We start from the raw sequence: 26,011 nt of genomic DNA, 5'->3' as shown, positions 1-26,011 counted from the left end.
GTCAACGCGTCCCTGGACCGGGGCTACCCTGATCACGCCCGGCATGCTCGACGGGTCCGCGGCGGTCACGCACGTCAAATGATGAAGTGGGTCCAGTAGGTCAGCCACACCGCGAACAGCGCGCCCTGGATTAGCGCCAGAGCGGCGGTCAGCCAGCTGTCGAGGGTGGCCCGGTGGGCCCAGCGGGCCAGCACCAGGGCGACCGGGAAGGCGGCGAGCAGGTAGCGGAGCAGGCTCCGGTACACCGGCGGTCCCATCGACAGCGGCACCAGCACCACGATCACCGTGTAGACCAGGTAAGGCAGCTCGGCCCGACGCAGGCCGACGAGCGCCACCACCAACACGGCCACGGCGACCCAGGCCCGTAGGGCGTCGCCCGACGAGCCGGTCAGCCCGTGGCTGATCACCCCCAGCGGATTCTGCACGCTGATGCCCCAGCCCTCTTCCTGGGCGTGCTTGTACGCGTACCAGTCGCCGCTCTGCCACTTGCCGAACGCCATGAAGGTCAGCCACCCGGCCGGCACGAGCAGCAGCGGCCAGCCGATCCTCAGGTATCGACCGAGCGACCGGAGCCCGAGGCGGTAGCCGTGCTGGCGCAGCAGCACCAGGGCGAGCGGGACGACCACCAGGAAGCCGATCGAGCGACTCAGCGCGAGGAAGTAGCCGACGATCCCGACCAGCGGCCAGCGGCCCTGCTCGGCGTACCAGAAGGCGGCCAGGGCGAGGCAGAGGAAGAGCGACTCGGTCAGCGCCGCCTGAAACAGGAAGGCGGCCGGCAGGAGCAGCAGGTAGCGGGTGAACCGGCGCCCCGAGGCGGCGGCGTCCGCGTCGTTGTCGCCGAGCAGGCGACCGCCGAGCTGATGGGCGTAGTAGAGCTGGAACACGAGGGCGGCGTTGCTGACCAGCAGCAGTGCCCACGCGGTGTGCCCGCCGAGCAGCACGGCGAACGGCCGGGCGAGGAACGGGTAGAGCAGTGGGAAGCCGAAGTCGCGCCAGGGCCGGTCGAGCGGCACCTGGGCGAGATAGTCGTAGAGGAAGGAGTCCCAGGCGAACCAGAGGGAGATCCAGCGGTGCGGCGAGACATCGTGCTGCTGGGCGCGCATCAGCGTCTCGTCTGCGGGTGGCGCGCCGGGCACCCCGTCCCAGGCGGCCAGCACGGCCACGCCGATCAGGCTGAGCACGACCTTCGACCCGACGAAGACGGCGAGCACGAAGCCCCAGGGGGCGGGCACCCGGGCGGCGAGCCCGGACGTCGCACGGGCCAGCGGCCGCAGCCGATCGCGGAGGCGGGAGCGTCGGGCAACCGGGGTCGCACGGCCCACCCGCAGCCCGCCACCCATCCGTCCCCCACCGGGTCGTCGCGACCGCGACCGACCGCCGGACCGCGGAGGTCCCCGACATCCCGTTGGCCTCGCCCACCCGTGGTCGTCGCCGAACCGAGTGGATTGTGTCCACGGACGGAGCCGCGGCGGACCGGATGCGGGTGAGATTCGCCCGGCCGGCACAGGTGAGACGGGGCGCCGGACGGGTATGCGCGCTGCCGCATCCGACACGGCAGCGGGGGGCTCCGGGCAGCATGGGCGACGACAACGGCACCGTGATCATCGGCGCGGGACCGGCGGGTCTGACCGCCGCGTACGAACTGCTGCGCCACGGCGAGCCGGTCCGTGTCTTCGAAGCCGACGACGTCGTGGGCGGCATCAGCCGCACGGTCGAACGGGACGGCTGGCGCTTCGACATCGGGGGGCACCGGTTCTTCACCAAGGTCGCCCGGGTCGAGGCCCTCTGGCACGAGCTCCTGCCGGATGAGGACTTCCTGCTCCGACCCCGGATGAGCCGGATCTACTACCGCGGCGCGCTCTTCGACTACCCCCTGAACGCCGGCAACGCGCTGCGCAACCTGGGCATCGCCGAGGCGGTTCGCTGTCTCGGCTCGTACGCGTGGACGCGGCTGCGGCCGCCGAAGGACCAGTCGCACTTCGAGGGCTGGGTGTCGGCCCGGTTCGGGTGGCGGCTCTACTCGATCTTCTTCAAGACCTACACCGAGAAGGTCTGGGGGATGCCGGCTGACCAGTTGCAGGCCGACTGGGCGGCGCAGCGGATCAAGAACCTCTCGCTCGCCAAGGCGCTACGCAACGCCCTGCTGCCTGGGCGCAACCGCACGGACGTGACGAGCCTGATCGACGAGTTCCAGTATCCGAAGTTCGGGCCCGGAATGATGTGGGAGCGCTGCGCCGAGGAGGTGCAGAAGCGGGGCGGATCGGTGGCTACCCGCATCCGCGTGACCGCCGTGCACCGGGATCCAGCGACCCGGCGGGCGACCGGCGTGACCGTGGCCGACGCGGACGGGGAACGCACCGAGCGGGCCGACCACGTCGTCTGCTCGATGCCGATCTCCGCGCTGGTCCACGCCATGCGCCCGGCGGCCCCGCCCGGGGTCCGCGCCGCCGCCGACGACCTGCGCTACCGGGACTTTCTGACCGTCGCCCTGGTGGTGCCCGCCGAGTTCTCCTTCCCCGACAACTGGATCTACGTACACGATCCGGCCGTGCGGGTGGGCCGCATCCAGAACTTCGGCTCCTGGTCGCCGTACCTGGTCAAGGACGGGCGTACCTGTCTCGGGCTGGAGTACTTCGTCTTCGAGGACGACGAGATGTGGCGTACCCCGGACGAGGAACTGGTCGCGCTCGCCACCGCGGAACTGGAGCGGCTCGGCCTGGTCCGTCCCGGCTGCGTAAAGGCCGGCCACGTGGTGCGGATGCCGAAGGCGTACCCGGTCTACGACGAGCGGTACCAGCGGAACCTGGACGTGATCCGGGACTGGCTGGCCCGCGAGGTGCCGAACGTGCACCCGGTGGGGCGCAACGGGATGCACCGTTACAACAACCAGGACCACTCGATGCTGACGGCGATGCTGACCGCCGAGAACATCGCCCACGGCAGCCGGCACGACGTCTGGACCGTCAACGTCGAGCAGGAGTACCACGAGCAGCGGTCGTCCGGCGACGGCCGGCACGGCACCGGCCGGGACGCCCCGATCGTGCCCGCCCGCCCGAGCGGCCGCGTCGGGTACCGCCGGATCGGGTCGGTCCGGGCCGCCCGGCCCGCTCCGGTACGGCGCCCCTGAGCCGGCTGGGTAAGGGCTGTGACGTGAGGGTGGTCATAACGGCTGGACGTCCCGGGCGGGGCTGCTGCTAGCCTTCTCGCCAGGTCATGAGCGCCAGCGCCAAGCCCCGGCTCGCTGGCCGGCAACCCTCCTCCGCGGTGGGGTGCCCCGGGTGAGGACCAGGCACCGGCAGCACGTCGGTGCAAGCGTGGCCTGGTACCCAGGTCATCACCGACCAGGGAGAACCGTGTCTGCTCACCTCCGTACCCTGCCCGCCGACGGCGTCGCCTACCCGGCCGGTTTCGCGCTGGTCAAGCGCCGGCACGTCGACCTGATGCGGGTGTGCAGCGACGCCTGTCGCCGAATGCGCTGAGCGCCCACCTCCCTCCCTTCCTTCCGCACCATCCCTTCCGGCTCGTCCGTCCCGGGCGCGCCGTCGGCGGCGTACGCCCCCGTCGCCATTCGACCCTGGAGACACCTGTGCGATTCCTTCCTGCCCTGACCCGCGTCGCCGCGCTCGGCGCCGCCGCCGTGCTCGCCGCCACCGCGCTGACCGCCTGCGGCGACAACGGCGGCGCCACCAGCGAGGCCGCCAACCCGTACGGCCTGCTCCAGGCCGGCGTGCTGCGGGCCGGCACGCTCACCGACGCCCCGCCGAACGTCTACCTGAAGGACGGCAAGTTCACCGGCTTCGACAACGACCTGCTCAGCGCGGTCGCCGCCAAGGTGGGCCTGAAGGTCGAGTTCGTCGGCACCGACTTCTCGGCCCTGCTCTCGCAGGTCAACAACCACAAGTTCGATGTGGGCAGCTCGTCCATCACCATCACCGAGGCCCGCAAGAAGACCGTCGACTTCGGCAACGGCTACGACTTCGGCTACTTCGGGCTGGACGTGCCGGCCGGCTCGTCGATCACCAGCTTCGACCAGCTCGCCGGCAAGCGGGTGGTGGTCGTGCAGGGCACGGTGCAGGACGACTACGCCATCCGGGAGAACCTCAACCCGGTGCGGGTGCCCGACTACAACGGCGCGATCAACCAGCTCAAGGCCGGCACCGCCGACGCCTGGATCGCCCCGGCCGAGATCGGCGACAAGTCCGCCGCCGACAGCAACGGCAAGATCAAGGTGGCCGCCAAGCAGCTCAGCCCGGCCCCGACCGCGTACGCGGTCGCCAAGGGCAACGACAAGCTGCGCGAGGCGCTGAACAAGGGCCTCGACGAGGTGATCGCCGACGGCACCTGGAGCAAGCTGCAGGCGCAGTACTACCCGGGCCGGCCGATCCCGGCCGACTTCAAGCCCGGCAGCGGCGCGGTCGCGGTGCCGTCGCCGTCGGCGGCTTCCTGACGTACGACGACGAACGAGCGGGGCGGTAGGAGAGACGTCTGATGGATCCGTTGAGCACCCTGTGGGAGACCTTCTTCGACTGGGACTCCATGCGCGAGGCGCTGCCCGAGATGCTGACGGTCGGGCTGCCGAACACGCTGATCCTGGCGGTCTCCGCCGCCCTGCTCGGCTCGGTGCTGGGCATGCTGCTGGCGATCGCGGGCATCTCGCGTACCCGATGGTTGCGGTGGCCGGCCCGGGTCTACACCGACGTGTTCCGCGGCCTGCCGGCGGCGGCGACCATCCTGCTCATCGGCGTCGGCCTGGCGCCGCTCGGCATGCAGGTGTGGGGGCCGAACCCCTACCCGCTCGGGGTGCTGGCGCTGTCGCTGATCGCCGCCGCCTACATCGGGGAGATCTTCCGCTCCGGCATCCAGAGCGTGGAGGCCGCCCAGTTGGAGGGGGCCCGGGCCCTCGGCTTCTCCTGGGGCGAGGCGATGCGGCTGGTCATCGTCCCGCAGGGGGTACGCCGGGTGCTGCCGGCGTGGGTCAACCAGCTGATCGCCCTGATCAAGGACTCCAGCCTGGTCTACTTCCTCGGCCTGGTGGCCAGCCAGCGCGAGCTGTTCCGGATCGGCCAGGACTACGCGGCCACGACCGGCAACGAGTCGGCGCTGCTGCTGGCCGGCCTGTGCTACCTGGCGCTGACCGTGCCGCTGACCCACGCGGTCAACTGGATCGACCGCCGGCTGCGGCAGGGCCGCAGCGTCGCCGTCGCCCCGGACGACGCCGACGACGCCGGCCTGGCCCTGGCCGGGGAGACCGGTCTGCCCACCACCGGACGGAGGGACCCGCGATGAGCACGACCGCCACCGCCACCACCGACACCTCGGTCAGCCTGGCCGTCCGGGACGTGCACCTGGCCTTCGGCGCGCATCAGGTGCTGCGGGGCGCTGACCTGGACGTGGCCCGGGGCGGCACCACCTGCGTGATCGGCCCGTCCGGATCCGGCAAGTCGACCCTGCTGCGCACCATCAACCGGCTCATCGAGCCGGACCGCGGCGACGTGCTGCTGGACGGCCGCAGCGTGCTGCGCGACGACCCGGACGCGCTGCGCCAGCGGATCGGCATGGTTTTCCAGCAGTTCAACCTCTTCCCGCACATGACCGTGCTGCGCAACATCACCCTCGCCCTGCGGAAGCTGAAGAAGCTCTCCGAGGACGAGGCGGTGCAGGTGGCCCGGGCCCAGTTGGATCTCGTCGGGCTGGCCGCCAAGGCCGACGCCCGGCCGGCGCACCTCTCCGGCGGGCAGCAGCAGCGGGTGGCGATCGCCCGGGCGCTGGCCCTGCGGCCGCAGGTGATGCTCTTCGACGAGGCCACCTCGGCGCTCGACCCGGAGCTGGTCAAGGGCGTGCTCGGGGTGATGGCCGACCTCTCCGCCGCCGGCATGACCATGGTGGTGGTCACCCACGAGATGGGGTTCGCCCGCGAGGTGGCCGACACGGTGGCGTTCATCGACCGGGGCGTCGTGCTGGAGGCCGGCGAGCCGGCCGCCGTCTTCGAGGCGCCGGAGCACCCGCGGCTGCGCCGGTTCCTGTCCCAGGTGCTCTGACCGTCCGACCGGTTGCGCGAGATCGGCGAGGCGGCGGTGTCCGGCGCGTCGGGACACCGCCACCTCGCCGATCTCGCGCCGCTACCCGCCGCCGAGCCCGCCGCCGCGTCCGTCGCAGCGGTCGGAGAGGGCGTACCGGGTAAGCACCACGTCGCCGATCTGGCGTACCTCGACGACCCGGGCACGGCGGCCCGGGTGCCAGGGGTAGCAGCCGTCCGCCACGAAGCGGGGCGCCCGGCCGTCGCCCACGAAGAACGGCGCCACCACCAGGTGCAACTCGTCGGCGAGGCCGGCGGCGAGGAACTGGGCGTGCACGCTGCCGCCGCCCTCCACCATCAGCCGGCGTACGCCCCGCGCGGCGAGGTCGGCGAGCACCGCCGCCGGGGTGACCGGCTCGCCCGCGTCGACAACGGTGGCCACCTCGCCCACCTGCTCCCGGGTCTTCTCGACCGCGCCACCCGGGCAGTAGACCAGCTTCACCCCGTCGCCGTGGGCGAAGAAGCGGGCGGCCGGGTCGAGGTCGCCGCTGCCGGTGACGGTGACCTTGACCGGCGACGGGGGCAGGCCGCGCGCCACCCGGTCGGCGCGCCGCCGCGCGGAGCGCACCAGCAGCCTCGGATCGTCCCGGCGGACGGTAGCGGCACCGACCAGGATCGCGTCGCACCCGGCCCGGACCTCGTCGATCCGGTCGAAGTCGGAGTCGTTGGAGAGCAGCAGCCGCCCGGTGGAGGCGTCGTCGATGTAGCCGTCGATCGACATCGCGCAGCTGAGCAGCACGTACGGCCGGGCGGTCACGGCACGAACGGCAGGTCGAGGGCATGGTCGGCACGGGTCGCCTTCGCCGCCAGGTAGCTGGCGTTCGCCGGGGACAGGTGCACCCCGGTCGGCACCCGGTCGACCACCGTCACGCCCAGCCGGTCGAGCTGGACCGCCTTGTCCGGGTTGTTGCTGAGCAGGTCCACCCGGGTCACGCCCAGCGCGGCGAGCATCTGCGCGGCCACGGTGTAGTCGCGCTCGTCGGCGCCCCGGCCCAGCGCCACGTTCGCCTCGTACGTGTCGAGGCCCCCGTCCTGGAGGGCGTACGCGTCGAGCTTGGCGTACAGGCCGATGCCCCGGCCCTCCTGGCGCAGGTAGAGCAGGTAGCCGCCGGCCTCGGCGATCCGCTCGACCGCCTCCCGCAGCTGGGGACCGCAGTCGCAGCGTTGGCTGCCGAACACGTCTCCGGTGAGGCACTCGCTGTGCGGGCGCACCAGCGGCGGGGACGCGTCCGGGGCGGCCGAGTCTCCCGCCCGGTCGCCGAGCCCGAAGGCGAGGTGCTCGCGGCCGTCCACCAGGCCGTGAAAGGAGTAGACCCGGGCGGCCGTCACGTACCCGTCGGGGAACCGCAGCGGGACCGTGACCTGGGTCCGGACCGTCGCCGTGGGCAGCGCTTCGTCCATCCGTTCTCCTTCGTCCGGGGCTGCCGGACGCGCCGGCACCGCACACCTCGCACCCTCACCGTAGGTGGGATCACCGACAGTCGCCGGACACCCGCGAAGGGAACCGGCGCACCAGCAGCACCGCCGCGCCGGGCAGGCTGACGACCAGGACCAGCGCCCCGTACACCGTGGCGGTGGCGACGCCCTGGGCGGCGCTGAGCCCGGCGGCGGCGAACGCCCAGGCGGCCACCCCCTCGCGCGGCCCGAAACCGGCCACGTTCGCCGGCACCCCCATGGCGAGCAGGGCCAGCAGGGTCAGCGGCAGCAGCCGGGACAGCGGCGCGTCGGCGCCGGCGGTGCGCGCCGCGATCAGAAAGGTGGCCAGGTGGCCGGCGACCGCCACAGCGGAGGCCAGCACCACGCCGAGCCAGGTCCGCCGGGCGAGCAGCCCGGCCCGGACGTCCGCCGCCGCGGTACGCGCCGCCCGGGCCCACCGGGACGCGCCGGAGCGGGGCACCGCCCGGGCCAACAGCACCAGTCCCAGCCCGGCGGCGACCAGGCCGGCCACCACCGCCGGCAGGTACGGCCGGACCGGGGAGGGCAGCACGGCCAGCACGGCCACCGCGATGACCAGCTGCACCACCTGCCCGGCGGTACGCTCCCAGACCACCGCCCGGACGCCCCGGAGCACGTCCCCAGCGTCGCGGCCGTGCCGGGTCGCCCGGTGCACGTCGCCGAGCACCCCGCCGGGGAGGGTGGAGTTGAGGAAGACCGCCCGGTAGCAGTGAGCCACGGCGGCGGGCAGCGGCAGCCGGATGCCCAACCCGCCGGCGACCAGTGACCAGCGCCAGGCGCAGCAGACCGTGGTGACCGCCCCGACAGCGAGCGCGGCGGCGAGGGCCGGCGCGTCGATCAGCCGCAGCCCGGCCAGGAACGGGCCGGTACCCACCGACCAGACCAGGACGGCGAGCACCCCGAGCCCGCCGAGCGCCCGGACCCACGGCCAGGGCGACCGGGTCGCCGGGGGCGGGCCGGCCTCGACGGCGGCCGGGCCGGAGTTGGTGACCGCGGGAGGGTCCGGGAGCGCCTTGGTGGTCGTGACGATGCTGGCATGTGACAACCGGTCCTCCCTGCGTCCACCTGTTGTCACGTGCCGTGGGGCGCCACGGTTCACCCCGCCAGCAGGTCGGCGTGGTGCAGCACCACCCGCAGCCGGCCGGCCGCCGCCTCGGCCAGCCGCCGGTCCCGGTACGCCCCGACCGCGCCGACCAGCTCCGGCCGCTCCGCCACGGCCGCGTCGAGCCAGCCGACCAGCCACTCGGCGGTCAGCGCCGCCTGGTCCGGGCCGAGCCGCCACGGGCTGGCGCGGACCTGCACGCCGACCCCCCGGCGGCGGAAGGCCGCCACGGTGGCGTCCACCGCGTGCGGCCCGAGCAGGGCCCGCCCGCTGGCGGTGCGGCGCTGGTGGGCGTTGAACGCGGCGGCGAACTCGGCGTCGAGCGGGTCGGCCGGGCTGAACTCGACCCGGCCGAGCACGGAGATCGCGAAGAGGGTGGGGTGGCCGGCGCAGGCGGTCACGATCTGCTCGATCTCCTCGGCGGTGAGCATGTCCAGCAGCGCCGACGCGGTGACCAGGTGGGCGTCGGCGAGGTCGGCGGCCCGCAACCGGGTGATGTCGGAGCCGCAGGTCTCCACGGTGACCGGGCTGCCGTCGGCGGCCACGTGCACCAGCTCGGCGGCGGCGAGCGCCCGCAGGTCGGCGTCCCGCTCGTGCAGCACCCAGTGCTGCGGTCCGGGCAGCCGGGGCGCGAGCCAGCGGGCCATCGAGCCGGTGCCGCTGCCCAGGTCGTGCACGACCACCGGGCGGTGGGCCGGCAGCCGGTGGCGGACCACGTCGACCAGCTCGGCCGAGCGGGCCGCCGCGTCGGCGGGCTCGCGCAGCCGCAGCCAGTCGGCGAAGTCGGGTGGGAGCAGGGTGGTCATGCCGTCGCCTCCGTCAGGGCCGTCGCCAGCCGGTCCGCGGTGACCGTCCAGCCGGTGAGGGTGTCCCGCCGGCGCCGGGCCGCGCCGCGCAGCCGGGTCCGCAGGTCCGGCCCGGTGAGCCAGCCGCGCAGCGCCGCGGCCAGCGCCGCGGGGTCGTCTGGAGGTACGAGCAGGCCGGGCCGGGCGCCGTCCGGGGCGTGCCCGAGCGCCTCCGGCAGCCCGCCGGTCGCGCTGCCCAGCAGCGGTACGCCCCGCGCGAGCGCCTCGGTGACCGCCATCCCGTACGTCTCCTGCCGGGACGGCAGGACCAGCAGGTCGGCGGCGGCGTACGCGGCGTCCAGCGCGGCGCCGGTGCACGGGCCCGGCAGCCGGACCCGGTCGGCCAGCCCGGTGTCGGTGAGCTGCCGCCGGAGCCGGTCGACGAAGCCGGGATCCCGGGTGAGCGCGCCGACGCAGTCGCAGGTCCAGGGCAGGTCGGTGAGCGTGGCCAGGGCGGCGGCGAGCACGTCGTGCCCCTTGACCGGGGTGACCGCCGCGACGCAGAGCAGCCGGCCGCCGGCCGGTGAGCCGGGGGCGACCGGCGCCGGGTCCACGCCGGGCGGGGCGGACCACACCCGGCCGGCGGGCAGCGCGTACCGGTCGAGCAGCCGGCGGCGGGTCCATTCGCTGGTGGTGACCACGCCGGCGGCCAGCGCCAGGGTCCACGCCTCGGCCTCGTCCTCCAGCGGCAGGTGCACCAGCACCACCAGGCGTAGCCGCATGGCGTGCGGCGCCAGCACCTCGGGCGCCACGGACGCGACCAGCCCGTCGAGCAGCACGAGCGCGCCGTCGGGCAATCCGGCGAGCACCCCGGCGAGGGCGGCCCGCTCCCCCGGCCCGGGACGCGGCCAGCCGCCGGGCACCGGGTGCTCCCGCACCGCCCAGCCGAGGGCGGTCAGGCCGTGGCAGGCTCGCCGGTCGTACGCGTTGCCGCCGCTGGGGGTGGCCGGGTCGTCGATGTCGCCCGGCAGCACCACGTGGACGACCCTCATCCGGCTACCGAGACACGCCGCAGTTCGCCGCCCTTTAGTGCAGGGGTGAAGCGGCTTTCCGATTCCGAGCGACCGAAGGCCGCGAGGGTTCCTGGAGTCATCCTGGTTAGTCGGGGTGGTTCTGCTGTTCGATATACAGGCGCAGTACCGACAGTAGCCCGCCGGCGGATTTCGGGGAGGTCGCGGCGTAGGTAGCGCGAGGACACGCCCTTGAGGGAGTTGACTAGCTTGGACAGTGCCACCTTGGGTGGGAAGTTGACCAACAGGTGGACGTGGTTGTCTCCGCCGTCGAACTCGACCAGTTCGCACTCGAACTGTTCGCACACGTCCCGCAGCACCTGTTCGAGGTAGCGCAGGTGTTCGTCGGTGAAGACGCGCGCCCGGTACTCCGTGACGAAAACCAAATGGGCATGAAGCACAAAAGCGCAGTGCCTCCAGGCACGAACCGGGTCATCGACGGTCATGAGCCCAAGGGTAGGATGCGGGGTGTGAAAGGGGACACCGGCCGGCGATACCGGCTGTACCCCAGCGACGAGCAGGCCGGGCGTCTGGCCTCGTGGGGGCACACGTGCCGCTGGCTGTACAACACTGCGTTGGGGCAGCGCCAGTTTGCCTGGCAGCAGCGCAAGACGACACTCGGGGTCACCGCGCAATGCGCCTTCTTGACAGAGGCGCGTAAGGACTTCGACTGGGTGGCGGACCTGCCGGCGCAGTCCGGTCAGCAGGTGCTGCGGCAACTGGATCAGGCGTACCGCAACTGGTGGAACCCGCAGCACCCGGCCGGGGCGCCGACCCGTAAACGTCGGTCTGCCCGGCTGTCGATTCCGTTCCCCGGTCAGGCGGTCCACGTCCGCCGCCTCAACCGCCGCTGGGGCGCCGTCACCCTCCCGAAGATCGGCGAGGTCCGGTTCCGCTGGTCCCGCCCCTTGGGCGGCGCGGTCCGCAACGCGGTCGTGTCCTTCGACGGCGTCGCCTGGCACATCGGTTTCGGCATCCACACCGGCGTCACGCCGCCCGAGGCGCACGCCCGGCCCGTCACGGTTGTGGGCGTCGACCGCGGAGTGAAGGTTGCCCTGGCGATGTCCGACGGCCGCATGTGGAACCGAGCCTTCACGACCTCTGGCCAGGAACGCGGCCTGGCCCGGCTCAAGTCGAAAGCCGGTCGGCAGGAGACCGCCCGCCGCAAGCGCGGCGCGAAGACCTCGAACCGGGCCCGTAAGGTCCGTGTGGAGATCGCCCGGACTGAGGCGAAGATCCGTAACCGGCGCCGCGACTTCCTGATGTGGGCCGCAAACCGGCTCTGCCGCCAGTCCGCGACCGTCAAGCTCGAAAACCTCAACACCAAGGCGATGACCGCCACCGCGAAGGGCACCATCGAGGAACCCGGCACGAACGTCCGCCAGAAGGCCGGACTGAACCGGGCGATTCTCGACAAGGGCTGGGGCATGTTCGAGACAGCCCTGGCCAACCAGGCACGCATCACCGGCACCCGAATCGTGAGGGTGCCAGCCGCATTCACCTCCCAGCGGTGCAGCCGCTGCGGGAACACCGACCCGAACAACCGCGAAAGCCAAGCGATGTTCCGGTGCGGGTCCTGCGGACACCAGGCCAACGCTGACGTGAACGCCGCGATCAACATCAGGGACACCGCCGAGGCGGCACCCCCACTCACCGGGCGGGCAGTCCGGGACAGGGATCGAAAGGTGCCCTGTCGACCACCCACCCAGCGTCGACGACGTACGACGATGGAAGCGGGAACCTCCCGCCCTTAGCCCTTCGGCGGGAGAGGATGTCAAAGGGACCGCTCGTAGCTGGCCCAGGCGACGTGCGACTCGTGCAGGGTGACGGTGATCCCGGCGAGGCCGCGGGCGTCCTCGCCGAGGCGGCCGGCGTGCACGGCCTCGGCGAGCCGGTCGGCGACCGTGCGGGCCAGCACCTCGGTGGTGGTGTTCACCCCCGCGAAGGCCGGCTCGTCGTCCAGGTTGCGGTAGGTCAGCTCGCCGAGCACGGCCTTGAGCTGCTCGGTGGCCAGGCCGATGTCGACCACGATCCCGTCGGCGTCGAGCTCCGCCCGGCGGAAGGTGGCGTCGACGACGAAGGTGGCGCCGTGCAGCCGCTGGGCCGGGCCGAACACCTCACCCCGGAAGCTGTGGGCGACCATCATGTGGTCCCGGACGGTCACGCTGAACACTGATCACTCCTCGTCGTAGGTGATGAGGTGGCAGAGCGCGGGCAGCCGGCCCGAGGCGAGCCGGTCGAGCACGTCGGGCAGCTCGGCGAAGCGGGACCGGCCGGTGAGCAGCGCGTCGAACACCGGGTCGGCGAGCAGTTCCAGGGCCAGCGCCAGCCGGTCGGCGTAGCTACGGTCGGCCCGCCGGGGCGACACCGTGCCGACCTGGCTGCTCCGCACGCCCAGCCGCTTCGAGTGGAACGCGCCGCCCAGGGCCAGGGTGACCGGGCGGTCGCCGTACCAGCTCAGTTCGAGCACGCTGCGCTCCGGGCGGAGCAGGTCGAGCGCGCGTTGCAGCCCGGCGGCGGTGGCGCTGGCGTGCACCACCAGGTCCCGGTCGCCGGCCGCGTCGGCAGGGAGGGCGAAGTCGACCCCGAGCGCGGCGGCCACCCCGGCCCGCGCCGGGTCCGCGTCGACCAGCTCGGTGCGTACGCCGGGGAAGCGGGCCAGCAGGGCGGCCACACAGCAGCCGACCATGCCCGCGCCGATCACGGTCACCCGGTCGCCGACCAGCGGCGCGGCGTCCCAGAGCGCGTTCACCGCGGTCTCCACCGTGCCGGCCAGCACCGCCCGGGCCGCCGGCACGTTCTCGGGTACGACCACCACCGCGTCGGCCGGCACCACGTACCCGGTCTGGTGGGGGTGCAGGCAGAAGACGGTCCGCCCGCGCAGCGTGTCCGGGCCCTCCTCGACCGTGCCGACGCTCAGGTAGCCGTACTTCACCGGGGCCGGGAAGTCGCCCTCCTGGAACGGTGCGCGCATGCTGGCGTACTGGTCGGCGGGGACCCGGCCGGTGAAGACCAGGGTCTCGGTGCCCCGGCTGACACCGGAGAAGAGGGTGCGGACCAGCACCTCGTCGGGGCCGGGCGGGGGGAGTTCGACCGGGCGCAGTTCACCCTCGCCTGGGGCGCGGAGCCAGAAGGCGCGGGGTTGCCGGTTCACCGATTCTCCTCTGCTCCGCCTCCGGACCGAACCGGTCGGCCGGATTTCCCGTGTTGATGGACAGGGGTTGTCGATCATAGACACGGAGGCAGGGTGTCCACGGTTCGAAACGGCCCACTGGTCGGGCTGATCGTCCAGTTCGTTCTGCTGACCGGGCTCGCCGGCACGGTGGGGATCGGCGTGCCGGGCTGGCTCGCCGGTCTGGCGTACGGCGGGGTGCTCTGCGGCCTGCTGTGGCGCGGCCTGCGCGCGAGCGGCGCGGAGCGGCTCGGCCCGGCCGACCGGGTGACCCTGACCCGGGCGCTGCTGGTCGGCGGGGTGCTGGCCCTGGTGGTGCCGGGCGGGGCCGGGCCGGCGCCGGCGGCGGTGCTGGTCCCGCTCACCGCCGTGGCGCTGGCGCTGGACGCGGTCGACGGCGCGGTGGCCCGGCGCACCGGCACGGCCAACGCGCTGGGCGCGCGGTTCGACATGGAGGTCGACGCGTTCCTGATCCTCGTGCTCAGCGCCCACCTGGCGCCGTCCGTCGGCGGCTGGGTGCTCGCCATCGGCGGCATGCGGTACGCCTTCGTCGCGGCGAGCTGGCTGCTGCCCTGGATGCGCGGCACGCTGCCGCCCCGGTACTGGCGCAAGGTCGTCGCGGCGGCGCAGGGCGTGGTGCTGGCGGTCGCGGCGAGTCACCTGCTGCCGCCGGTGGCGTCCGCCGCGCTGGTGGCCGGCGCGCTGGCCCTGCTGGTCGAGTCGTTCGGCCACGATGTGGCCTGGCTCTGGCGGCACCGCCCGGGCGGTGCGGCAGCGCCGCCCGCCCGGATCACCGCTCACCAGCCGGTCTGAGTTCACCCCGCAGGGAAGGACGTCGCCGTGTCACCCCTCATCTCCCGGCGGCGGCCGGCCGTGGGCCCGCCCGTTCCGCCGCCCCGCACCCCGGGCTCGGCGACCTCACCGGGCGAGGCCGGGCCGCCGAAGGAGCCTGCGCTGCCGGGCGGGGCGATCGCGCCGGAGGAGCCGACCGTGCCACGCGAGGTGGCGGCGCCGCGGGGACGCCGGATCCTGGCCGGGGCCGGCACCGGGCTGGCCGCGGTGCTGGTGGTGGCGGCGCTGGTCGTACCGGACGAGCTGCACCGGCTCGGGCCGGGCGCGTTCCTGCGGATCCCGCTGGAGGGGCTGGTCGCGGCGGGGCTGCTGGTCGTCCTCCCGGCCCGGGCGCGCCGGCCGGTCGCGGTGCTGCTCGGCCTGGTGCTGGGGCTGCTCGGCCTGCTCAAGCTGCTGGACATGGGCTTCTTCGCGGCCCGGGGCCGCCCGTTCGACGTGCTGCTCGACTGGAGGCTGTTCGACGACGGTTTCGGCTTCCTCGCCGACTCGGTCGGCCGGACCGGCGCGGTCGCCGCGGCGGCCGGGGCGCTGCTGCTCGCCGTCGGCCTGCCGGTCCTGGTGGCCTGGGGTGTGCTGCGGCTGGCCCGGGTCGCCGTCCGGCACCGGGCCACGTCGGTGCGGGTGGTCGCGGCGCTGTCGGTGCTCTGGCTGGGCTGCGCCCTGTTCGGGGTCCGGCTCGCCGCCGGCGTGCCGGTCGCCGATCGGGACGCGACCGCCCTGGTCGCGGCACACGCCGGGCAGATCCGCGCCGGGCTGCGGGACCGCGTCGCGTTCGCCCGGGAGGCGTCCGTCGACGCGTACCGGGACGTCCCCGGTGACCGGCTGCTGACCGCGTTGCGGGGCAAGGACGTGCTGGTCGCGTTCGTGGAGAGCTACGGCCGGGACGCCGTCGAGGCCCCCGGGCTCGCGCCGGGCGTGGCCGCGGTGCTCGACGACGGCTACCGGCGGCTGCGGGCGGCCGGATACGACGCGCGCAGCGGCTTCCTCCGCTCGCCCACCTTCGGCGGCGGCAGTTGGCTGGCGCACGACACCCTGCTCTCAGGGCTGTGGATCGACAACGACCAGCGACACCGGGACCTGCTGGCCGGCGACCGGCTGACCCTGAACGGTGCGTTCCACCGGGCCGGCTGGCAGACCGTCGGGGTGATGCCGGCCACCACCCAGCCGTGGCCGGAGGGAAGGTTCTTCGGGTTCGACCGCTACTACGACGCCGAGAAGCTCGCCTACCGCGGCCCGAAGTTCAGCTACGCGCCGATGCCCGACCAGTACGCCCTGGCCACCTTTCAGCGGCTGGAGCGGGCGGAACCGCACGCCCCGCTGATGGCGGAGATCCCGCTGATCTCCAGCCACTCGCCGTGGTCGGCGATCCCCCAGCCGGTGCCGTGGGCGGCGGTCGGCGACGGCACGATCTTCCACCAGGCCAGGATCGAGGGCCCGGTGCGGCGGGACAGCGCCGCGATCCGCGCCGGCTACCGGCAGTCGATCGAGTACACGTTGCGCACTCTGGTTTCGTACGTGCTGACGTACGGCGGGGATGACCTGGTGCTGGTGTTCCTGGGCGACCACCAGCCGGCGGCGCCGGTGACCAGCGAGCACGCCAGCCGGGACGTGCCGATCACCTTCGTGGCGAAGGACTCGAGGGTGCTGGACCGGATCGCCGGGTGGGGCTGGCAGGACGGCCTACGCCCCGGGCCGCAGGCGCCGGTGTGGCCGATGGACGCCTTCCGGGACCGGTTCCTCGCCGCATTCGGCCCGACCCACTGAGCCGGCCGCGCCATGCCCCTTTCGACAGGCCTGAGGGCTGTGGCGGACGAGCCGGACATTCTGACGGGTGCGGTGGGCGTCGCACGGCGGGCTCCTGCTCGAACTTGATGACGTAGCTGGATCGGCCCGGGAGACTGTCCGCGTCGAGCCTTTTCGAGCTGACTGCGTGCCCGACTCAGCCCACGACGACCGGGCCTGAATCGTTTACGCCATCAGGTCTGTAGTGGGCGAGGAGAACTTTCGCCAGGATGCCCCGCGGCAGCTCCGGGGCGAGGAGCAGCTCCGCCACGGCCGGCGGCAGCTTCGGCGCGGGGGGCGGTGGCTGGTCGCGTCTCCGCGACGCTCGGGAGGAGGTGCGCAGCCGGCGCCGGGCTCAGACCGCGGCGAGTGTCGGCGACCCCCGCGGGTCGCTGGGTGCGCCATCGTCAGGCGGCGTCGCGCCGCCGGTCGCTTGCCATCGGGTCGGGCGCCTCCTGGGTCGCGTACCGCCGCCCGCCGCCCCGGGCCACCAGCATCGCCCGGCGGGCGTAGACCAGTGGCGCGCAGGGCACGCCCTGGTCGACGCAGAGGGGACTGGCACAGGCGCCCGTCGCGTCGGGCTGGTGAGCGGCGGCCACGTCGTACGCCACCCGCCACAGCAGCGTGTCGATCACGTCGTCCGGCAGCACTGCGTCGTGACTGGGCCGGACGCGGTTCGTCTCGGGCACCCCTTTCCCCTCTCGTCCTCGCTCTGGGTTCGATGACCGGAGCAGGTTGACGTCAAACCTGCCCCGGGCGACCGGTCACCGTCCATGAGGCGTCCGTCACTCAGGGAATTCTCAGGCCGGGTGCGCCTTCTATTTGATCTTCCGAGTCGACCGGACCACGATCTTCTCGAACTCCGGGTGCTTGCCCAGCCACCCGCTGAGGAACGGGCAGATCGGCACCACTGTCCGGCCCCTGGTCTGCGCGTCCTCCATCACCGCCCGGGCCAGGGTCGATCCGACCCCCTGACCCTCGAACTCCGGGTCGACCTTGGTGTGGGTGTAGGCGATGATGCTGCCGGTCAGCTGATAGGTGACCACCCCGGCGAGCGTCCCCGCCTCGTCCCGCGCCTCGAATCGCTCCCGCTCAGGTACGTCTGTCACGGTAAACTGCACCCCGCCATCCAACCACGGCGGTCAGCGGGCGCCCGGGTCCCCGGAGGTCAGCCGCACCCACCGCAGTGTCTGGGCGTTCAGGGCCACGACGATCGTCGACGCGGACATCAGCACGGCGGCGGCGGCCGGGCTGAGCGAGACACCGGCCCAGGCGAAGACACCGGCGGCCACCGGGATCGCCACCACGTTGTAGCCGGCCGCCCAGATCAGGTTCTGGACCATCTTGCGGTAGGACGCCTTGGACAGCCGCACCGCAGCAGCGACACCGCGCGGGTCGGAGGAGGCGAGCACGACACCGGCCGACTCGATGGCCACGTCCGTACCGGCGCCGATGGCCAGCCCGACGTCGGCCCGGGCGAGGGCGGGCGCGTCGTTGACGCCGTCCCCCACCATCGCCACCCGGTGGCCGCGCTCCCGCAGGCCCGCCACGATCTCGTCCTTGTCGGCGGGCAGCACCTCGGCGAACACCTCGTCCACGTCGGGCCGGAACCCGAGGTCGGCCGCGACCGCCTCCGCCACCGGGCGGGCGTCCCCGGTGATCATCGCGATCTTCCGGACCCCGAGCTGCCGCAGTTCGACGATCGCCTGGCGGGCCTCGGGGCGTACCTCGTCCTCAAGCGCGAGCGCGCCGACGACCTGCGGAGCGTCGTCGAGCCGGACCAGATACAGCACGGCGGCGCCCCGCGCCGCCCACTCCCCGTCGGCGCGGCGCAGCCCGTCCGGGACCTCGGCGGGCAACTCCCGGAGCAGGGCGGGCCCACCCACCGCGTACGCCGTCCCGGCCACCGTGGCCCGAACCCCGCGTCCCGGCAGAGAGCGGAAGTCGGTGCCGGTGGCCGGGCCGACCCGCTGGGCCGCCGCGACGATGGCCCGGGCGAGCGGGTGCTCGCTGTCGGCCTCGACCCCGGCGGCCAGCCGCAGCACCTCGTCCTCGCCGAGGCCGTCGACGGCGGCAACCCCGGTCACGGTGTGCTGCCCCTTGGTGAGCGTGCCCGTCTTGTCGATCAGCACCGCGTCCACGCTGCGCATCCGCTCCAGCGACAGGCGGTCCTTCACCAGGATCCCGACCCGCGCCGCCACGCTGGTCGACAGGGCGATGACCAGCGGTATCGCCAGGCCGAGCGCGTGCGGGCAGGAGATCACCAGCACGGTGACGGTGCGTACCACGGCCTCGTCCACCCGGCCCAGCGCGGCCCAGACGACCAGGCTGACCGCGGCGGTGGCGGTGGCGACGTAGACCAACCACGCGGCGAACCGGTCGGCGAGCGCCTGGGCCCGGCCGCCGGCCTCCTGCGCCTGGGCGACCAGCCGCTGGATACCGGCCAGCGCGGTGTCCTCCCCCACCGCGTCGACGCGTACCCGCAGGGCCGAGTCGGTGGCCACCGTGCCCGCCACCACCCGGTCCCCCGTCCCGCGCGGCACCGGTCGCGACTCCCCGGTGATCATCGACTCGTCCAGTTCGGCGGTGCCCTCGACGACGTGCCCGTCCGCAGGCACCCGCCCGCCGGGACGGACCAGCACGAGATCATCCGGGCGCAGCCCGGCCACCGCCACCCGCTGCACCGAGCCGTCCGGCCCGACCCGTTCGGCCTCGTCCGGCAGCAGGGCGGCCAACGCGGCCAGGGCCCCGCGCGCCTGACCGATCGCCGTCATCTCCTGCCAGTGGCCGAACAGCATGATCGTGACCAGCGCGGCGAGCTCCCACCAGAAGTCCAGGTGGAAGACGCCGATGGTGGTCGCCACCGAGGCGAGGTAGGCCACGGTGATCGCCAGCCCGATCAGCAGCATCATGCCGGGCGCCCGGTCCCGCACCTCCCGGACGGCCCCGACCAGGAAGGGCCAACCGCCGTAGCCGAACACCACCGAGCCGAGCACCGGACCCACCCACGTCACACCCGGGACGTGCAGCGAATAGTGCAGCCAGCTCATCACCAGGTGACTGGTCAGCACGACGGGCACGGTCAGCGCCAGGCAGAGCCAGAACCGACGGCGGAACATCGCCGGGTCGTGGCCGGCGTGCTTGTCGTGCCGGTGGTGCGCCGCCCGGCCGCAGGCGCCGCCCGGCCGCCCGGCGCTGTGGTCCACCGCTCTCGCCTCCCGCGGGTTCCATCGGAGGCTACGGCTCCCGGCTCCCCGCCGCACGGGCCAAGCAGGGAGATCAGACCAACGAGTGCCCGACGTGGCGGGCCGCAGGCCGGCAGGCACGGCTCGGCGTGGTTGCCGAGTTGCCGGTACTGCGGTGGGCCGGTGCGGACGGCCACCCGGGGTTACGCTCGGCTCACGACGGAGCCGGAGGACGGCATGAGCAGCCAGATGACCGAGACGGTGATGCCGGCGGCGTTCTTCGGGCATGGCAACCCGATGAACGCCCTGGAGGTCAACCGCTACACGGCCGCCTGGCGGGAGTTCGGCCGGGCGGTGCCCCGGCCCCGGGCGATCCTGGTGGTCTCCGCCCACTGGTACATCGGCGCCACCGCCGTCACCGCGATGCCCCGGCCGCGCACCATCCACGACTTCTACGGCTTCCCGCAGGAGCTGTTCGACGTGCGCTACCCGGCGCCCGGGCTGCCCGAACTGGCCGAGGAGATCAGCGACGCGGTGCATCCCACCTGGATCGGCGCCGACCTCGACTCGTGGGGCATCGACCACGGCACCTGGTCGGTGTTGACGCACGCCTTTCCCGACGCGGACATCCCGGTGGTGCAGCTCAGCATCAACGCGTTCAAGCCGCTGGACTACCACCTCGACCTCGGCGCCCGGCTCGCGCCGCTGCGCGAGCGCGGCGTCCTCGTCGTGGCCAGCGGCAACGTGGTGCACAACCTGGGTGGAGTGGACCCCCGGCTGACCGACGAGGGCTTCGACTGGGCGCGGCGCTTCGACGACGCGGCCCGGGACATCATGCGGGGCAGCCCGACCGAGGCGGCCCGGCTGGATGGGCACCGCGACTTCGACCTGGCCGTACCGACCCCCGACCACTTCATCCCGCTGCTCTACCTGGCCGGGTTGGCCGGCGCTGACGACGGCCGGCCGGACGTGCTGGTCGACGGATACGCGTACGGTTCGCTGTCGATGACGGCGTACACGCTGGGGCTCCACTGCCGCCAGGAGGAGCCCGCCGCCGGCGCACCCGCGCTCCCGAGGGAAGTGCCGCCGGACTCGGCCAACATCTGATCGGCGCGGAATTACCGCACGGTCCGGTGCCCGGTCGCCGGATTGCGGCTCTGCCAGGGCCACCGGCCGTCGATCTCCACCTCCAGCGAGAAGCTGAGGAAGGTCCGGACCAGCACGATCAGGGCCAGCACGCCGACGCTGGCGAAGGTGGGCGAGACCGCCACGGTACGGATGATGTCACCACCGACCAGGAACTCCAGGCCGAGCAGGATGGCTCGCCCGACGCCCTGCCGGTAGGGCGGGTAGACGTCGACCAGCCGGCGGGTCCGCCACCAGCCGCGCACGAAGACGACCGTGGCCATGATGACGCCCACGGCGATGACCAGCACCCCGGCGAGGTCCAGGGACTCGCCGATCAGCTGGATGATCTCCCTGGTCGGCATCCGTCACCCCCGGCACCCGGCTCGCTGCGGGACCCACCATCCCGCATCTCCGGCCGCCGTCTGGGCGGTTTCGGCAGTTCGGAGTGCGACGACGGGAAAGCCTGCGGCGGCCCATCCCGCCCACCTAGGGTGGGAGCACAGGCGAGGCGCAGTTGGCGAGGAGCGGACGTGACGGAGCCGGAAGAGGACGAGGAGAAGACCCACAAGACCGACGAGGTGCTCTTCTCCCCTGACGGGGACCCGCACCACACCCCGTCCCAGAACCCACGGCCCGACGAGCACCAGCCGGTGCGGTTCCAGCACGACGGCGAGACGGACACCGTCGTGGACGAGTGACGACGGTGGAGGCGTCGGCCGACGCCCCCACCTCGGTCGGACTGGTCAGTCCTCGGCTCGCCAGCGGTAGAACGGCTTGGCCACCGAGTCCTGCGGCCCGCGCCAGATGTCCGGACGGTACGGGCTGATGTAGGGGCTGAGGTCCTCCATCACCTTGCTGAAGGCCGGCTTGTCGTGGTTGTGCCGCATGGCCTCGGCGAGCGACGCGTCCTGCTCGAGCAGGTGCACGTAGACGTCGTCGATGGCGTACAGCCAGCGTCCGGTGACCCCCAGCTCGGCGGGGAGCGGGCCGGCGTCGGACTCGGTGAAGACGCGCGCCACGTCGGGCTCGGCGCCGGGCTTGATCCGGCCCACGATCATGGTCAGCGTGGTGTCCTCCGGCCCCTTCCCGTCCGGCACCCACTGGTAGAACTCCTTCGCCACGGAGTCGGACGGGTTCTTCCAGTACCTCGGGTACGGCGTCACGTACGGGCCGATGGCCTCGGCGATCTTCTGGAACGCGGGCAGCCCACGGGTCTGGCCGGACACCTTCGGGTCCTGCTTGCGCTCGATGACGTGGATGTAGAGGTCGTGGTGCGACAGCAGGATCCGCCCGATGACTCCGAGGTCCTGCGGTCGGGTGGTCTTGTCGTAGTGCCCGAAGACGTCGCCGACGATGTTCTCACTGCCGGGGACCATGCGGCAGACGATCACGTTCCGGAAGACCATGGCTGCTCCTTGGGTGGGTTTCGGTTGTACGGCGGACGGGGACGCGGCGCACCGGAGGTGCTCAGGCGGCGAAGGTGACCGGAAGCTCCAGCAGGCCCCGGAACGGCGACGCGGCCGGCAGCCGGCGTACCTCGGCGACCGGCACGGCGAGCCGCAGCCCGGGCAGCCGGCGCAGCAGCGCACTGAGGCCGATCTGCGCCTCCATCCGGGCCAGCGAGACGCCCAGGCAGTAGTGGACGCCGTGACCGAAGCCGAGGTGCGGGCCGCGGACGCGCCGCAGGTCCAGCTGGTCCGGGTCGGTGAAGTGCGCCGGGTCGTGGTTGGCCGCATTGATCACCACTCCGACGATCGACCCGCGCGGGATGCACACCCCCTCGTACTCGACGTCCTCGGTGGCGATCCGCGGGCTGGCCACCGGCAGCGGGCCGTCGAACCGGAGCAGTTCCTCGATCGCCGACGGCAGCAGTTGTGGCGTGGTACGCAGCAGTTCCAGCTGCTCGGGATGGGTCAGCAGGGCCAGCGTGGCGTTGCCGAGGAAGTCCGCGGTCGTCTGGTGCCCGGCGAACAGCAGCAGGAACGTGGTGGTGACCAGTTCCGCTTCGGACAATGCCCGATCCCGGTCACAGGAGTCGATCAGCGCGCCGATGATGTCGTCGGCCGGGTGCGCGCGTTTGGCCTGCATCAGGTCGACGAGGTAGTCGTGCAGCTTCAGCTGGGCCTCCTGTACGGCCGCCCGCTCCTCCTGTGGAGGGCGGCGGGAGGACCCGGAGGTCCGGATCACCTGGGTCCAGTCGAGCACCCGCCCGTGGTCGGCCTCGGGGATGCCGAGCAGCTCGCAGATCACCATCATCGGCAGCGGGATCGCGAACTCGTGCATCAGCTCGGCCTGGCCCTGCGGGACGATCCTGTCGAGCAGGCCGTCCACGATCTGCGCCACCCGCGGCCGCAGCGCCTCGATCCGGCGCGGCGCGAACGCCTGCGAGATGATCCGGCGCAACCGGGTGTGCTCCGGCGGGTCCGAGTTGAGCATGTTCTTGTTGAGGCCCTCGGAGTTCGGCCCGAAGAGCCGCAGGTAGTGCTGGCCGGGGCCGTAGAGGTCCTTGGACAGCCGCGGGTCGGTCAGCGCCGTCTTGGCGTCGTCGTACCTCGTGATCAGGTACTGGTCGAAGCGGGGCGAGCTGACCGGGCACACCGGTCGGTCGTCCCGCAGCCGCGCGAAGCTGGGATACGGGTCGGCGGCGAACTCGTCGGTGTAGAACTCCGAAGCGGGTAGGGCCGGCTCGGTCATCTCGCCTCCTCGGGCTCGCTGCCGACGCTGTGCAGCACCTGGTAGGTGTGCCGCTGCGCGGATTCGCGCAGCTCACGGATCATGCGCAGGAGCCGGTCCCGGTGCTCGCTGCGGCCGAAGGCGTCCAGCCGTTCCCGGTCCGCCCAGTCGCTGATGATCAGATAGCTGCGCGGGTCGTCGGCGTCGCGGACCAGGTCCTGGTGCAGGCAGCCGTCCAGGGTGCGGATCTCCTCGGCCGCGGAGAGCCACTCCGCCTCGAAGCGGTCCTCGCAGCCTTCCCTGGTCCGCATCGCGAGCACGGTGCGCACCCGGGTCATCGCGCACCGCCGAACACCAGGTGCAGGTGCTTGCGCAGCGCGTCGGCGTCGATCGGCTGGCTGCGGAACCCGACGTGCCCGTCCGGCCGGACCAGGTACAGGGCGGCGCCGGCGACCCCGTACGCGGCGCGGAACCGGCCCTCGTCGTCGCGTACCACCGGCGGCGCGAGCAGCCGCGGCGCCTGGGCGTCCGGGCCGAGCAGCAGGTACCCGTCGACCTCCCCGGCCGTCTGGCCGCGGACCTCGGCGTACAGCTTCTCCACCGCGGCCAGCGCCGCCTCGTCGGCGGAGCCGTCCGCGTACACCAGCAGGGTGTGCCGGGTGCCGCGGGTGAGGTCGCGCAGGCGCAGCGGGTGTCCGACGCCCTGCCGGCGCAGGCCGCCGACGTCGGGGGCGCGGTCGCCGGGCCGGGGGCCCTGCCGCAGCGCGTCCGGGTCGGTCAGGCACTCGCCGACGAGCGGGCTGTCGGCGTAGCTGAGCAGCATGGACATCTCCTGCAGGAACTGGCGCTTCAGGTCCTCGCGGTCCAGCTCGTCGGTGAAGGCCATCCGGACCGCGCGCCCGACGATCTCCTCGCCCTCCGGGCGCCGCTCGGTCTCGTAGCTGTCGAGCAGCCCGGGCGCCGCGATTCCGCGTACCGCCAGGGCCAGCTTCCAGGCCAGGTTCCAGGCGTCCTGGATTCCGGTGTTCATGCCCTGGCCGCCGGCGGGCGGGTGCAGGTGCGCGGCGTCGCCGGCCACGAACACCCGGCCGTCCCGGTAGCGGTCGACGATGCCGTGGCTGATCCGGAACACCGACGACCAGCGCAGGTTCGACGCCCGGGTGCCGGGCGGGGCCAGCTGGTCGAGCGCGGCCTGTACGTCGGCGAGCGTCGGCGCGGCCAGCTCCTCGCTGAACCCCGGCGGTGCGTCCTGCCCGCCGGTCTCGGCGAAGAACCGGGGCGGCGCCAACGTCGCGATACGGTACCGGGCCTCGCCGCGCAGCGGGACGCAGACGAGCATCCCGTCCATCCGGCCGTCGGTCTCGTGCAGGAACCGGAGCAGGTGGCCGTCCGGCATGTCCCAGTCCACGTCGACGTCGCCGAGCATGAAAAGCTGCGGGAACCGGCCGAGCCCGCCGGTGAAGGTCAAGCCGAGCAGCTCGCGGACCCGGCTGTGCGCGCCGTCGCAGCCGACCAGGTACTTCGCCCGTATCGTCTCCCGGCCACCGTCGGCGGTCGCGACCGTGGCCAGCACGCCGTCGTCGTCCTGGGTGAACTCGACCAGCTCGGCGCCGCGCTGCGGGCGTACGCCGAGGGTGGCCAGCCGTTCGGTGAGGATCCGCTCGGTCTCGTACTGGGGCAGGCCGAGGTGGGCGTACGGCAGCTCGGGCAGCTCCCAGCTCATCCGGTGGGTCTCCACACCGTTGACGAACACCATGTTCCCGGTCAGCCAGATCCCGGCGTCCATGGCCTCCCGCACGATGCCCTGGTCCTCCCAGAGCTCCATCGTGCGGCAGTGCACGCCGATCGCCTTGTCCGCCTGCCCGGGCGGCGTGGCCAGCTTGTCGATCACCCGGCACTCGATGCCGCGCCGGGCCAGCTCGACGGCGGCGGTCAGCCCGGTGGGCCCCGCCCCGACGACCAGTACGTCCGTTGTCCTGTCCACGTCGGCCTCCCTGCCGGTACTCAGTGCCCAGGTGCTTCCGGAATCGGCCGCGACGTGGAACAGGCGGCGCCGGAAGTCGAGAAGGAACGGTGCGATCGGCCCAGCCTCCTGCTCGGCGTGCGCCGGGTCGCCGATCCAGCGGTAGAACTCGGCTTCGCTGTTCCATTCAGCGAAGATGTGGAAGATGTCCGCACCGGGCTCGCGCAGCAGCTCCTCGCGCACGTACCCGGGTATCCCGGCCATCCGGGTGAGGACCTCGGCGTAGCCGCGCTCGAACTCGGCGAGCCGGGCGGCCGGCACGGTGACCTCGACGTCCACGAAGATCGTCGAGCCGGCACCGCCGGGATCGCGCATCACCCGGTAGCTGCCCGGGCCGGGCGGCTCGACCAGCGGCCGGACGGCGCCGGCGAAGCGCCCGGCGACCGCCCCGTTCTCGTAGTCGCGCAGGGCCGACTCGTCGGCCCACTCGGTGACGACGACGAACACGCGCGGGTCGCTGGCGTCGAGCAGCAGGTCCTGCCGGAGGTTGCCGGCCAGGCCGGCGATCTGCCCGGCGGCCGTCCGCCACGCCGCCGCCACGGCGGGCTCGCACCCCGGACGCGCGCGCATCCGGACCATCGTCCTGATCATGAGGTCTCCTTCGACGGCCTACGCGGGCAGACGGTGGACCTGTCGAGGCCGGCGGGCCCGGACCACCACGACGTCGTCCTGCGCACCCTGCCGGAGGTCGCGTCAACCCGCCGTCAC

General features: G+C 73.2%; 25 protein-coding genes, 2 pseudogenes and 1 riboswitch. Of the genes and pseudogenes, 10 read left to right on the top strand and 17 right to left on the bottom strand.

The features are described from left to right. Positions 1–74: 74 nt before the first annotated feature. The gene (locus ACGF4F_RS00415) at positions 75–1,340 is read right to left on the bottom strand and encodes a hypothetical protein (RefSeq protein ID WP_393073467.1); all 1,266 of its coding nucleotides are present in this window, start codon (positions 1,338–1,340) and stop codon (positions 75–77) included. A gap of 236 nt (positions 1,341–1,576) precedes the next feature. Between ACGF4F_RS00415 and ACGF4F_RS00410 the strand changes: the two genes are divergently transcribed. From ACGF4F_RS00410 to ACGF4F_RS00390, 5 genes are all read left to right on the top strand, one after another. Further along, positions 1,577–3,127 carry an NAD(P)/FAD-dependent oxidoreductase gene (locus ACGF4F_RS00410; protein ID WP_357445157.1) on the top strand — a complete coding sequence of 517 codons (1,551 nt, stop codon included), beginning with the start codon at positions 1,577–1,579 and terminating at the stop codon, positions 3,125–3,127. Between the two features lie 82 nt (positions 3,128–3,209). Then, a riboswitch (SAM riboswitch) is annotated at positions 3,210–3,321 on the top strand. Between the two features lie 32 nt (positions 3,322–3,353). After that, positions 3,354–3,479, top strand: a complete 126-nt coding sequence (locus ACGF4F_RS00405) for a hypothetical protein (protein ID WP_357445160.1) — start codon at positions 3,354–3,356, stop codon at positions 3,477–3,479. 107 nt (positions 3,480–3,586) lie between these two features. Then, positions 3,587–4,447 (top strand): ABC transporter substrate-binding protein, encoded by an 861-nt coding sequence (locus ACGF4F_RS00400; protein ID WP_393073462.1) that lies wholly within the window; start codon positions 3,587–3,589, stop codon positions 4,445–4,447. A 41-nt stretch (positions 4,448–4,488) separates the two neighbouring features. Further along, positions 4,489–5,286 carry an amino acid ABC transporter permease gene (locus tag ACGF4F_RS00395; protein WP_357445166.1) on the top strand — a complete coding sequence of 266 codons (798 nt, stop codon included), beginning with the start codon at positions 4,489–4,491 and terminating at the stop codon, positions 5,284–5,286. Then, entirely contained in the window at positions 5,283–6,038 is a 756-nt protein-coding gene (locus ACGF4F_RS00390; protein WP_357445169.1) for an amino acid ABC transporter ATP-binding protein, read from the top strand. Before ACGF4F_RS00395 ends, ACGF4F_RS00390 begins: the two co-directional genes overlap by 4 nt. An 81-nt stretch (positions 6,039–6,119) precedes the next feature. On the opposite strand, the gene ACGF4F_RS00385 is transcribed toward ACGF4F_RS00390, so the two are convergent. From ACGF4F_RS00385 to tnpA, 6 genes and pseudogenes are all read right to left on the bottom strand, one after another. Continuing rightward, complete coding sequence (locus tag ACGF4F_RS00385; RefSeq protein WP_357445172.1) at positions 6,120–6,833, bottom strand: dihydrofolate reductase family protein; 714 nt, start codon at positions 6,831–6,833, stop codon at positions 6,120–6,122. Then, positions 6,830–7,477, bottom strand: coding sequence for a GTP cyclohydrolase II (gene ribA / locus ACGF4F_RS00380; RefSeq protein WP_357445175.1), 648 nt, complete (start codon positions 7,475–7,477; stop codon positions 6,830–6,832). The genes ACGF4F_RS00385 and ribA overlap by 4 nt, the downstream gene beginning before the upstream one ends. Positions 7,478–7,547: 70 nt before the next feature. Continuing rightward, complete coding sequence (locus ACGF4F_RS00375; protein ID WP_393074767.1) at positions 7,548–8,429, bottom strand: lysylphosphatidylglycerol synthase domain-containing protein; 882 nt, start codon at positions 8,427–8,429, stop codon at positions 7,548–7,550. A gap of 197 nt (positions 8,430–8,626) precedes the next feature. Further along, positions 8,627–9,439 carry an SAM-dependent methyltransferase gene (locus ACGF4F_RS00370; RefSeq protein WP_393073456.1) on the bottom strand — a complete coding sequence of 271 codons (813 nt, stop codon included), beginning with the start codon at positions 9,437–9,439 and terminating at the stop codon, positions 8,627–8,629. Continuing rightward, positions 9,436–10,470: a glycosyltransferase family 4 protein gene (locus ACGF4F_RS00365; protein WP_393073453.1), complete on the bottom strand. Its 1,035-nt coding sequence runs from the start codon at positions 10,468–10,470 to the stop codon at positions 9,436–9,438. Before ACGF4F_RS00365 ends, ACGF4F_RS00370 begins: the two co-directional genes overlap by 4 nt. 182 nt (positions 10,471–10,652) lie before the next feature. Then, positions 10,653–10,934, bottom strand: a pseudogene (tnpA, locus tag ACGF4F_RS00360) (IS200/IS605 family transposase); the annotation flags it as partial. Between tnpA and ACGF4F_RS00355 the strand changes: the two are divergent. Continuing rightward, on the top strand, positions 10,875–12,242 hold the full coding sequence (locus ACGF4F_RS00355; RefSeq protein WP_393073450.1) for an RNA-guided endonuclease InsQ/TnpB family protein: 1,368 nt from the start codon (positions 10,875–10,877) through the stop codon (positions 12,240–12,242). The pseudogene tnpA and the gene ACGF4F_RS00355 overlap by 60 nt on opposite strands. Before the next feature lie 20 nt (positions 12,243–12,262). Here the strand turns inward: ACGF4F_RS00355 and ACGF4F_RS00350 are convergent, their stop codons facing one another. Beyond that, entirely contained in the window at positions 12,263–12,661 is a 399-nt protein-coding gene (locus ACGF4F_RS00350; protein ID WP_357445184.1) for a 6-carboxytetrahydropterin synthase, read from the bottom strand. 3 nt (positions 12,662–12,664) lie between these two features. Continuing rightward, positions 12,665–13,642, bottom strand: coding sequence for a dehydrogenase (locus ACGF4F_RS00345; protein ID WP_357445186.1), 978 nt, complete (start codon positions 13,640–13,642; stop codon positions 12,665–12,667). A gap of 93 nt (positions 13,643–13,735) precedes the next feature. On the opposite strand from ACGF4F_RS00345, the pseudogene ACGF4F_RS00340 reads away from it, so the two are divergent. Together ACGF4F_RS00340 and ACGF4F_RS00335 are read left to right on the top strand one after the other, a co-directional pair. After that, a pseudogene (locus tag ACGF4F_RS00340) lies at positions 13,736–14,440 on the top strand (CDP-alcohol phosphatidyltransferase family protein); the annotation flags it as partial. A gap of 60 nt (positions 14,441–14,500) precedes the next feature. Continuing rightward, positions 14,501–16,276 carry a sulfatase gene (locus tag ACGF4F_RS00335; protein WP_393073445.1) on the top strand — a complete coding sequence of 592 codons (1,776 nt, stop codon included), beginning with the start codon at positions 14,501–14,503 and terminating at the stop codon, positions 16,274–16,276. A gap of 425 nt (positions 16,277–16,701) precedes the next feature. Here the strand turns inward: ACGF4F_RS00335 and ACGF4F_RS00330 are convergent, their stop codons facing one another. The 3 genes from ACGF4F_RS00330 to ACGF4F_RS00320 form a co-directional block, all read right to left on the bottom strand. Continuing rightward, a complete protein-coding gene (locus ACGF4F_RS00330; protein WP_357445192.1) occupies positions 16,702–16,983 on the bottom strand; it encodes a hypothetical protein in 282 nt (93 codons plus the stop codon). Positions 16,984–17,112: 129 nt separating this feature from the next. Further along, entirely contained in the window at positions 17,113–17,403 is a 291-nt protein-coding gene (locus ACGF4F_RS00325; protein ID WP_357445195.1) for a GNAT family N-acetyltransferase, read from the bottom strand. A gap of 33 nt (positions 17,404–17,436) precedes the next feature. Continuing rightward, the gene (locus tag ACGF4F_RS00320; RefSeq protein WP_357445256.1) at positions 17,437–19,413 is read right to left on the bottom strand and encodes a heavy metal translocating P-type ATPase; all 1,977 of its coding nucleotides are present in this window, start codon (positions 19,411–19,413) and stop codon (positions 17,437–17,439) included. Positions 19,414–19,716: 303 nt separating this feature from the next. Here ACGF4F_RS00320 and ygiD point away from each other — a divergent pair, with 303 nt between their 5' ends. Then, entirely contained in the window at positions 19,717–20,586 is an 870-nt protein-coding gene (gene ygiD, locus ACGF4F_RS00315) for a 4,5-DOPA dioxygenase extradiol (protein WP_357445198.1), read from the top strand. A gap of 11 nt (positions 20,587–20,597) precedes the next feature. On the opposite strand, the gene ACGF4F_RS00310 is transcribed toward ygiD, so the two are convergent. After that, complete coding sequence (locus tag ACGF4F_RS00310; protein ID WP_357445201.1) at positions 20,598–20,969, bottom strand: DUF1622 domain-containing protein; 372 nt, start codon at positions 20,967–20,969, stop codon at positions 20,598–20,600. 168 nt (positions 20,970–21,137) lie between these two features. Here ACGF4F_RS00310 and ACGF4F_RS00305 point away from each other — a divergent pair, with 168 nt between their 5' ends. After that, entirely contained in the window at positions 21,138–21,305 is a 168-nt protein-coding gene (locus ACGF4F_RS00305) for a hypothetical protein (protein WP_198940372.1), read from the top strand. 45 nt (positions 21,306–21,350) lie between these two features. Here the strand turns inward: ACGF4F_RS00305 and ACGF4F_RS00300 are convergent, their stop codons facing one another. From ACGF4F_RS00300 to ACGF4F_RS00285, 4 genes are all read right to left on the bottom strand, one after another. After that, entirely contained in the window at positions 21,351–22,013 is a 663-nt protein-coding gene (locus ACGF4F_RS00300) for a TcmI family type II polyketide cyclase (protein WP_357445205.1), read from the bottom strand. A 61-nt stretch (positions 22,014–22,074) separates the two neighbouring features. Continuing rightward, entirely contained in the window at positions 22,075–23,301 is a 1,227-nt protein-coding gene (locus ACGF4F_RS00295) for a cytochrome P450 (RefSeq protein WP_357445208.1), read from the bottom strand. Further along, complete coding sequence (locus tag ACGF4F_RS00290; RefSeq protein ID WP_073836173.1) at positions 23,298–23,618, bottom strand: putative quinol monooxygenase; 321 nt, start codon at positions 23,616–23,618, stop codon at positions 23,298–23,300. The genes ACGF4F_RS00295 and ACGF4F_RS00290 overlap by 4 nt, the downstream gene beginning before the upstream one ends. After that, complete coding sequence (locus ACGF4F_RS00285; protein ID WP_393073438.1) at positions 23,615–25,894, bottom strand: FAD-dependent monooxygenase; 2,280 nt, start codon at positions 25,892–25,894, stop codon at positions 23,615–23,617. The genes ACGF4F_RS00290 and ACGF4F_RS00285 overlap by 4 nt, the downstream gene beginning before the upstream one ends. Between the last annotated feature and the right edge of the window lie 117 nt (positions 25,895–26,011).

It is taken from the genome of Micromonospora sp. NPDC047740 (assembly GCF_043204735.1).
In the GTDB taxonomy this organism is placed as follows: Bacteria; Actinomycetota; Actinomycetes; order Mycobacteriales; family Micromonosporaceae; genus Micromonospora.
The sequence above is the reverse complement of the archived record's forward strand: the minus strand, read 5'-3'. Positions and strand labels throughout refer to the sequence as shown.

Bases quoted from the DNA above. Each gene is read 5' to 3' on its own strand.
- ygiD (WP_357445198.1), top strand. From the start codon at position 19,717: ATGAGCAGCCAGATGACCGAGACGGTGATGCCGGCGGCGTTCTTCGGG.
- ACGF4F_RS00320 (WP_357445256.1), bottom strand. From the start codon at position 19,413: ATGTTCCGCCGTCGGTTCTGGCTCTGCCTGGCGCTGACCGTGCCCGTC.
- ACGF4F_RS00390 (WP_357445169.1), top strand. From the start codon at position 5,283: ATGAGCACGACCGCCACCGCCACCACCGACACCTCGGTCAGCCTGGCC.
- ACGF4F_RS00410 (WP_357445157.1), top strand. From the start codon at position 1,577: ATGGGCGACGACAACGGCACCGTGATCATCGGCGCGGGACCGGCGGGT.
- ACGF4F_RS00310 (WP_357445201.1), bottom strand. From the start codon at position 20,969: ATGCCGACCAGGGAGATCATCCAGCTGATCGGCGAGTCCCTGGACCTC.
- ACGF4F_RS00395 (WP_357445166.1), top strand. From the start codon at position 4,489: ATGGATCCGTTGAGCACCCTGTGGGAGACCTTCTTCGACTGGGACTCC.
- ACGF4F_RS00300 (WP_357445205.1), bottom strand. From the start codon at position 22,013: ATGGTCTTCCGGAACGTGATCGTCTGCCGCATGGTCCCCGGCAGTGAG.
- ACGF4F_RS00295 (WP_357445208.1), bottom strand. From the start codon at position 23,301: ATGACCGAGCCGGCCCTACCCGCTTCGGAGTTCTACACCGACGAGTTC.
- ACGF4F_RS00355 (WP_393073450.1), top strand. From the start codon at position 10,875: ATGGGCATGAAGCACAAAAGCGCAGTGCCTCCAGGCACGAACCGGGTC.
- ACGF4F_RS00290 (WP_073836173.1), bottom strand. From the start codon at position 23,618: ATGACCCGGGTGCGCACCGTGCTCGCGATGCGGACCAGGGAAGGCTGC.
- ACGF4F_RS00415 (WP_393073467.1), bottom strand. From the start codon at position 1,340: ATGGGTGGCGGGCTGCGGGTGGGCCGTGCGACCCCGGTTGCCCGACGC.
- ribA (WP_357445175.1), bottom strand. From the start codon at position 7,477: ATGGACGAAGCGCTGCCCACGGCGACGGTCCGGACCCAGGTCACGGTC.
- ACGF4F_RS00370 (WP_393073456.1), bottom strand. From the start codon at position 9,439: ATGACCACCCTGCTCCCACCCGACTTCGCCGACTGGCTGCGGCTGCGC.
- ACGF4F_RS00365 (WP_393073453.1), bottom strand. From the start codon at position 10,470: ATGAGGGTCGTCCACGTGGTGCTGCCGGGCGACATCGACGACCCGGCC.
- ACGF4F_RS00285 (WP_393073438.1), bottom strand. From the start codon at position 25,894: ATGATCAGGACGATGGTCCGGATGCGCGCGCGTCCGGGGTGCGAGCCC.